The organism is Photobacterium kasasachensis, assembly GCF_050336885.1.
GTDB lineage: Bacteria > Pseudomonadota > Gammaproteobacteria > Enterobacterales > Vibrionaceae > Photobacterium > Photobacterium kasasachensis.
Genome location: NZ_JAKJSH010000047.1, coordinates 1 through 6,906 on the forward strand (window position 1 = coordinate 1; position 6,906 = coordinate 6,906).

Annotated in this window: 9 protein-coding genes; 6 read left to right on the top strand and 3 right to left on the bottom strand. The window is 47.9% G+C overall.

Going from position 1 to position 6,906, the window contains the following annotated elements; all coding sequences use genetic code 11:
* Nucleotides 1-60: 60 nt before the first annotated feature.
* On the bottom strand, nt 61-399 hold the full coding sequence (locus L4D19_RS29860; protein ID WP_428455410.1) for a cytosolic protein: 339 nt from the start codon (nt 397-399) through the stop codon (nt 61-63).
* A gap of 750 nt (nt 400-1,149) precedes the next feature.
* Nucleotides 1,150-1,395: a hypothetical protein gene (locus L4D19_RS29865; protein ID WP_428455411.1), complete on the bottom strand. Its 246-nt coding sequence runs from the start codon at nt 1,393-1,395 to the stop codon at nt 1,150-1,152.
* 88 nt (nt 1,396-1,483) lie between these two features.
* Here L4D19_RS29865 and L4D19_RS29870 point away from each other — a divergent pair, with 88 nt between their 5' ends.
* The 6 genes from L4D19_RS29870 to L4D19_RS29895 all read left to right on the top strand — a co-directional run bounded on the left by L4D19_RS29870 (nt 1,484) and on the right by L4D19_RS29895 (nt 5,997).
* Nucleotides 1,484-1,888 carry a hypothetical protein gene (locus L4D19_RS29870; RefSeq protein WP_428455412.1) on the top strand — a complete coding sequence of 135 codons (405 nt, stop codon included), beginning with the start codon at nt 1,484-1,486 and terminating at the stop codon, nt 1,886-1,888.
* A gap of 59 nt (nt 1,889-1,947) precedes the next feature.
* Nucleotides 1,948-2,370, top strand: a complete 423-nt coding sequence (locus L4D19_RS29875) for a hypothetical protein (protein ID WP_428455413.1) — start codon at nt 1,948-1,950, stop codon at nt 2,368-2,370.
* Nucleotides 2,345-2,755, top strand: a complete 411-nt coding sequence (locus L4D19_RS29880; RefSeq protein WP_428455414.1) for a hypothetical protein — start codon at nt 2,345-2,347, stop codon at nt 2,753-2,755. Before L4D19_RS29875 ends, L4D19_RS29880 begins: the two co-directional genes overlap by 26 nt.
* 356 nt (nt 2,756-3,111) lie before the next feature.
* A complete protein-coding gene (locus L4D19_RS29885; protein ID WP_428455415.1) occupies nt 3,112-3,516 on the top strand; it encodes a S24 family peptidase in 405 nt (134 codons plus the stop codon).
* Complete coding sequence (locus tag L4D19_RS29890; RefSeq protein WP_428455417.1) at nt 3,516-4,772, top strand: Y-family DNA polymerase; 1,257 nt, start codon at nt 3,516-3,518, stop codon at nt 4,770-4,772. The genes L4D19_RS29885 and L4D19_RS29890 overlap by 1 nt, the downstream gene beginning before the upstream one ends.
* Before the next feature lie 502 nt (nt 4,773-5,274).
* A complete protein-coding gene (locus L4D19_RS29895; RefSeq protein WP_428455416.1) occupies nt 5,275-5,997 on the top strand; it encodes a zinc-dependent peptidase in 723 nt (240 codons plus the stop codon).
* 506 nt (nt 5,998-6,503) lie between these two features.
* Here the strand turns inward: L4D19_RS29895 and L4D19_RS29900 are convergent.
* Nucleotides 6,504-6,842: a cytosolic protein gene (locus L4D19_RS29900; RefSeq protein ID WP_299790760.1), complete on the bottom strand. Its 339-nt coding sequence runs from the start codon at nt 6,840-6,842 to the stop codon at nt 6,504-6,506.
* Nucleotides 6,843-6,906: the final 64 nt, after the last annotated feature.

A 6,906-nucleotide genomic window follows, 5' to 3' on the forward strand; every position in this document is an offset into this window, starting at 1 on the left:
CTTATGCCCCATTCCTTGCTAGGGATGCCAATTCGCCGATTTCAACTTACTGAATAATTTTCAGTCCATTCGGGTAATAAAGGTTTGCTCGTCATCCACAAAAGCCACAAAGCCGCCGTGATAGATAAACACCCGACCACGCCCCTCAACTAGGCAGGCAAGCTGTGGGTTCAAATCTTCTTCGTTATCCTGGCTTTGAAAGGTGCCGCTATCGGTGATTACGCCGCTGAGTGTAGGCAAATATCCATAAGTGCGCTTGGCTTGATCAATCAGGTTCAATTCGCTGGCGGTAGAGAAGCAAAAGGGGATCGCACCGGCTTCTTCGATAAATATAGTTTTCAGTTCTTCAAAAGCTGTAATCACCAGCCAGTCGATGCCGTTAACATGATGGATAAACATAGAGTTTCTCGGTAATTCTGATGCGGAGATTTTATCACTATCAGGGGAGAACGTAGTAGAGATTTAGTTGCTAAAGGCGGTAATTCTGTGCTATTTCCAGACATTCACTAGGCCAACTTGAAACACGTTTTTGTCCAAAATTATGCCTGATTTCCTCATATAGAGGTGCCTGATAAACAGTTTTCACACCGAATGAAAGGGATTCACCGCACTTTTTGCACCGAATAAATTTAAATTTCCGCACTTTTTACACCGAATGAGTGCTATCGGTGATGATGTGAGCTGGACACATATTTCGTCCAGCATATGGAGCGAGCATAGGCTCTATTGCGCTCTAAGTGCGCCGATATAGGCCTTCCAGTCTACGCTTTTCTCGAGGGTTTTACGGTAAACTGGATTCAGCAGATGCTCTACGCAAGCTGCAAAAGTCTCACTATTGCCGCTGGTTGCCGCATCAACTGGCCGACCGTCGTAGGTCTCTGTGAGCTTCTCAGCAAGCTTGCCAAGTTTGAGCATTTCTTCGAATGATACTTCCTTCAGTACTGCGGCATTAGGGGCAATCCGGGTAAGCGTTATAACGTGCTCAGTGAAAAGCCAAAAGCATATATCCCAGCCTGATCTTCCTGAACTAAGAAGTCTGGGAAGTTGCTCTTGAAGTGCTGGATAGACCTGCCCATCAGCATTGAATTGGAAAGTTGGAAATTATAGCTTCTCATGGCGCATGACTTCGCGCCTCCTTTGGCGGGGGAGCTAACAGTTTTCCCGGACGCATGTTCTCTTTTTCATACCTTTCGGCTTAGAGGCATCATCACCAAATTTAAGGTTGAGGTGGTTAGGTTTTGAAAAGTTGCCGACGGTGCAGATGCCCCAGGCCCAGCACTCGCTGTAGTCTTTATCTTGATCTTTCATCATTTCGAGTTCAGCTTCCATTAGTTCATGGAGGGCTTCAATGTATCGTGGAGTCAGCTTGATTTTCAGGTTGTGATATCTAGCCATTTCTGTGCAACCTCATAATTTACTCTATACTGTATTTTTATACAGTATAGGTTCATAGATTGAAGAATCGCAATTGGAGGCAGTCAATATGCATACACCAAAAGTGTTAAACCTTGAACATACGCTCACTGTGCCAGGCGGTATTGAGTTAACACTTGTGATGCATGAATATGGCCTTTACGTCAGCAAAAGTCAGCTCGTAACGAATTGGTATGATTTTCGATTGTTAGCCCTGGTAATAGTTTTTTCCCAGCAAGGACAAGCTCGAAGGTTGGTTTACCCCTTGCCCAAGCAATCTGATTTATTTGATCTTCAATTATCATTTCAATTGTGTGTACATCAGACCTGCAGTGGTCGGTTTCAGCCTTCTCGAATCAAGATTTCGTATTCATTTGTTGATGTCGACGATGCACGAGAAACGATTTATGAGTTTTGGAAACAGCTGTTAAAGCACGTGAAATGTCTGGAAAACTTAAAGAAGGTAGAGATATAAAAAGGCTACCAAATGAGTGCTCTTTCTACTACTTATAAAGGATGGGTGCGAGGCGTATTATGATTAATTCTGACGGGCGTGTGTACACACCAGATGGATGGACGATCTTCCATATTAACAACAACGGTGCTCATTCCTATAAAGTGTTATGTACATGGAGTGGCGGGTATCTCGATGGCGATTCGTGTCGCCTTTCATCTGGTGCTGAAGACTTTAACCTGATATATGATGCAAAAATCGGCTTGTTTGTATCAGAGCAGTTGAGCGGTTCTACGTACCACCCCAGTCGAGCTGGGTATCAGCGTCACAATGTCTACGGAGCAGCTATTCTCCAAAGGACAATAAATTCTTTTGATATGGTGCCTCCTGGTATAAAGATTTCTCTGCTGAAATTGAGGATTAGCGCGGATGGATTGGTTACCAATCCTGTTGAGATCTTAGATGAGGTAGGTTGCTATGAACGTTATTACACCAGAATCTGAATCGAGGGTTCATAAGCCTGATGCCTGGATTATCTTACGGCTCAGTCAAAAGAGGGAGGTATCATATCGGCTTTTTGTATCGTGGCGCGGAAATGATGGTTTTCAAGACCGGTGTAGTATGTCATCTGGAGCTGACAATCTGGACGAAATGATTAAAAGAGATGATGGCTGTTTCGTATGGCCACAGGCATCAGGTTCAACATATGTACTTTTGCCTTACGCTCAAGGTTTTGTTGGCTTAAACGGTGACAGGATTCTTCATAGTGTCCTTTGTAACCCACAACTTCATTTTTCATCAGGCACTGTGGTTGAACAATTAAGTGCACTTAGAGACTCAAATGGTTTAGTTCTCTATCCGATGGTATTTGCCAATGATGTGGATTAGAACTCGGAAATGAATATTCGGCGTTGTTAGTGTTCGCCAGAAAGAGAATGAACCGATACGTCCTAGGTGACACAATCTTGCTGGAGCCCCCTCCAACAGGTCATCATGAGACTTAGCTCACCATTGGTTTGAATCAAAACTGTGGTCGTATCTAGTGGTCGCAGATCGCGATTTCCTGTGGTACAAATTCACAGCCCACCTCTTGTTAAACTAGGCCAAACAGGTGCCGTTTAAGCTGATCACTGCCATGTTTGCTTAGCATTTAGCCTGTTACGTGTTCAGTGTTCCGTGATGCTTGCAAAATGCGCCACGCTTGATAAAAATAATACTGTATAAATAAACAGTATTTGTTCAGTATGAATGTTATTCCGATTTGCGCCAGCGCCGGGATCACCGGCTTTGAAAGTCCGGCGGCCGACTACCTACAACTGCCCCTGAGCCTCGACGAGCTTCTGGTTGAGCACCCCAGCGCTACTTTTATCGGCCGGGCCCAGGGCCGCTCGATGGAGGGCGTTGGCATTTTTGACGGCGATATCCTCATTGTCGATCGCCATGTTCAGGTAGCCGATCACGATGTGATTGTCGCCAACTATAACGGCGAGTTTGTCTGCAAGCTCATCGATACCCGGCGCCGTTTATTATTGTCGGCGGCGGCGGGGTTCCGGTCGCTGGCAGTTGGCTGTGATGATCAGTTCTCGGTCGAAGGGGTAGTGGTGCGATCCATCCGTTGTCACCGGGCCAGCCAGTTACTGCCGTCATGATGTTTGCCCTGGTAGATGCCAATTCTTTCTATTGCTCAGCGGAGCAGGTGTTCCGTCCGGACTGGCGGGGTAAGCCGCTGGTTGTGCTAAGTAATAATGACGGCTGTATTGTGGCGGCCAACCGCCTGGCGCGGGAGGCCGGGGTGGAGAAGTTTAAACCGTATTTTGAGATGCGCGGGCTATGTCAAGCGCGGGGGGTGATCGTCTGTTCGTCGAATTATGAGCTTTACGGTGATTTGTCGGCCCGGATGATGGAAGTGATCGGCCGCTTTGCCCCGGAGCAGCACATCTACTCAATCGATGAATCCTTTCTCTCGTTTGCCCGCTGCGAGCGGGCGATTGCCGATCTGGAATCCCACGCGGCTGCGCTGCGCCGGGCAGTGTGGAAAGAATGCCGGTTGCCGGTCTGTGTCGGGATGGGGCCGACGCTGACGCTGGCTAAGGTGGCCAACCACTCCGCGAAGAAGATTGCCGGGTACCGGGGCGTTTGTGTGTTGCGCGAGCCGGCGCAGTGGCAGGCGGTGCTGGAGCAGATGTCGACCCGGGATATCTGGGGCATCGGCGGGCGGATTGCCCGGCGGTTAGCTTTGATGGGGATCGAGACAGCGTTGCAGCTGGCAAGCATGCCCCCGGGTCTGGCGCGAAAGTCGTTCAATGTAGAGGTGGAGCGCACGGTGCGCGAGCTCAATGGCCAAGCCTGCAAGGGGTGGGATGAGGCGCGGGCGGACAAGAAACAGATCTTCTCGACCCGTAGCATGGGGGAGCGGATCACCTTGAAAACGGCGTTGGCCCAGGCACTGTGCAAGCATGCGGGGATTGCGGCGGCGAAAGCACGCCGGCAGCAGTCGCTGTGCCGGCATATGCTGATCTTTGCCGGCAACTCTCCCTATGACGAGCAGCCGGTGAGCCGGCGATTCCAGTACCGATTTGCGTACCCGACGGATGACAGCCGGCTGCTGACCCGGGTCGCGACCCGGGCGGTCGATGAGCTGTTTGTGCCGGGTGTGCGCTATTATAAGGTCGGGGTCGGGTTGATTGATTTGGAAGACGGCTGCCACGCCCAGGCCGATCTGTTTAACCCGGCGCCGAGCGATCCGGCCCTGATGCAGGTGTTCGACGGAGTGAACCAGAAATACGGCTCAGATACTCTGTTTCTGGCTGCCCAGGGTATCAATCCCAAGTGGGCGATGCGCCGCGAGTTCCTGTCACCGCAGTACACTACCAAATGGCGGGATCTGCCGGTGATACGGTGTTGAGTGTCCTTCCCGTTGCCTGACGACCTTCTCACAACAGTGATGATTGCCTGGCAAGCCGTCAGAAATGCATAAGTTTGATAAGTTGCATAGCTTTTGTGGTAAGCGATAGGTAGGTTTTTAGAGGCGTTGCAAGACTGATAGACCTTGCAATATTGGGTAACAGTGAGGCTTTAAATGCATTCGTTGAGAACTGGCTCGCGCCAGACCGCAGAGATATCTCAGAGTCTGAAATATCGGAAAACTTCTGGAAATCGTTCTTTGCTGAGCAGAGCAAATTACACGACGATTTTTCGAAAGATTAATTGCTCTATTGGGCGCGAATTATAGTATTCGATAACTCGTTACCTGCTTACATACAAATGCATGTAAACGGTTCAGCCTTCTTGACATCAAAAGCAGTAGCTCAAAGCTAATCGGGCACTTTGCCAGACAGAGCCTCTCCATTCAGAAATGGTATGCTTGTAATTAGTTAAGATTTAAGTTCTTGATAGGGAAAGTTGGCATGTTTTGGGGCAAAAGTAAGAAGACAAAGAGCAGGTTTCAGAATGTTCATGACACCTTGCTGTCCTCAATGGCGTTATATCCATTCTTATCGAAGGAGCAGCAACAGATCATCTGTCATTTCGTCAACGAGTTCTATAACGGTAAGACGGTACTGGTCAGCCCCGATGTCAAGATTGAAGACAGGGAAAACCTGCTGGTGGTGATCGCGGCCAATGCCGCTCTGGTAGGGGGCGCGCAGCAAACAGACTATTTCTCTTGCGTAAAGTGGATTCATATTTGTTCTGACGATTTACTGGTTGATGGTGATGCGTATGAGACCTCAACGGTGCGGTTGAACGCCAGGCCTTGTTTGAAGGAATCGATTGAAATCATCGAGGGGCAAAATCTGGTGGTTCACGAGTTCGCCCATATTCTGGATCATATGTATGGCCTGTCAGGTAGCACTTCGGTAATACGTGAGGCTTATGAGGTCTATCTTGGAAATATAGAGTCGCAACAGGAAGATTTGATCCCTGATTGTGCAGCACCGCCGGGTGAGATGGTTGGCCATGTCTACTCTCATGATGAGATTATGTTTTATCCGCCTGAAGAGTATTTCGCAGTAATATCTGAGTTGTTTTTTACTAATCCGGTAGCCATTCACAATAGCTATCCTGAGTTATACCATGAGTTAGTCGGTATTTACGGTCTGAACATGGCCGCAATATTGCGGAGACGGTGAATAAAGCAGTAGTAAATTGGGTAGTATTTACTGCTTACTTAGGGTGCTAGGTTTTAATTTTGGCTTTAATGCTGTTTTTTGTAATCCAATCTAACCGAGTAATAACATAGCTTCTCACACTGTGGTACGGGAGCTGGTAGATTACATCCTGATTAATCCAAATAAGGATGTCCAAATGGGGGCCATGGAGCGATATAAGATGATTTTTTAGGATTACCCTATATTCTCCCAGACACTGAGTCACTCACTAGAGTTAGGCTGGCTTTAGCTATGGATATAATATTTGCAAAAACTGAGTTACGACACTCTTCCTTAAGTATGGGGGGCTGACTCATTTTTGCCCCATTCCTTGCTAGGGATACAGCTCGCCAGTTAACCGCAGCATTGCTTTTCTTATTGAAGCTAGGATCCGGCTCCATTCAATTCGCACCCTGTTAATAAACGAAACGCTTGCGGATGAACGGCTAGGGATGCCAATTCGCTGATTTCAACTTACTGAATAATTTTCAGTCCATTCGGGTAATAAAGGTTTGCTCGTCATCCACAAAAGCCACAAAGCCGCCGTGATAGATAAACACCCGACCACGCCCCTCAACTAGGCAGGCAAGCTGTGGGTTCAAATCTTCTTCGTTACCCTGGCTTTGAAAAGTGCCGGTATCGGTGATTACGCCGCTGAGTGTAGGCAAATATCCATAAGTGCGCTTGGCTTGATCAATCAGGTTCAATTCGCTGGCGGTAGAGAAGCAAAAGGGGATCGCACCGGCTTCTTCGATAAATATAGTTTTCAGTTCTTCAAAAGCTGTAATCACCAGCCAGTCGATGCCGTTAACATGATGGATAAACATAGAGTTTCTCGGTAATTCTGATGCGGAGATTTTATCACTATCAGGGGAGAACGTAGTAGAGATT

What these genes read in the sequence shown, in the direction of transcription:
- L4D19_RS29860 (WP_428455410.1), bottom strand. Translation starts at nt 399, where the DNA reads ATGTTTATCCATCATGTTAACGGCATCGACTGGCTGGTGATTACAGCT.
- L4D19_RS29865 (WP_428455411.1), bottom strand. Translation starts at nt 1,395, where the DNA reads ATGGCTAGATATCACAACCTGAAAATCAAGCTGACTCCACGATACATT.
- L4D19_RS29870 (WP_428455412.1), top strand. Translation starts at nt 1,484, where the DNA reads ATGCATACACCAAAAGTGTTAAACCTTGAACATACGCTCACTGTGCCA.
- L4D19_RS29875 (WP_428455413.1), top strand. Translation starts at nt 1,948, where the DNA reads ATGATTAATTCTGACGGGCGTGTGTACACACCAGATGGATGGACGATC.
- L4D19_RS29880 (WP_428455414.1), top strand. Translation starts at nt 2,345, where the DNA reads ATGAACGTTATTACACCAGAATCTGAATCGAGGGTTCATAAGCCTGAT.
- L4D19_RS29885 (WP_428455415.1), top strand. Translation starts at nt 3,112, where the DNA reads ATGAATGTTATTCCGATTTGCGCCAGCGCCGGGATCACCGGCTTTGAA.
- L4D19_RS29890 (WP_428455417.1), top strand. Translation starts at nt 3,516, where the DNA reads ATGTTTGCCCTGGTAGATGCCAATTCTTTCTATTGCTCAGCGGAGCAG.
- L4D19_RS29895 (WP_428455416.1), top strand. Translation starts at nt 5,275, where the DNA reads ATGTTTTGGGGCAAAAGTAAGAAGACAAAGAGCAGGTTTCAGAATGTT.
- L4D19_RS29900 (WP_299790760.1), bottom strand. Translation starts at nt 6,842, where the DNA reads ATGTTTATCCATCATGTTAACGGCATCGACTGGCTGGTGATTACAGCT.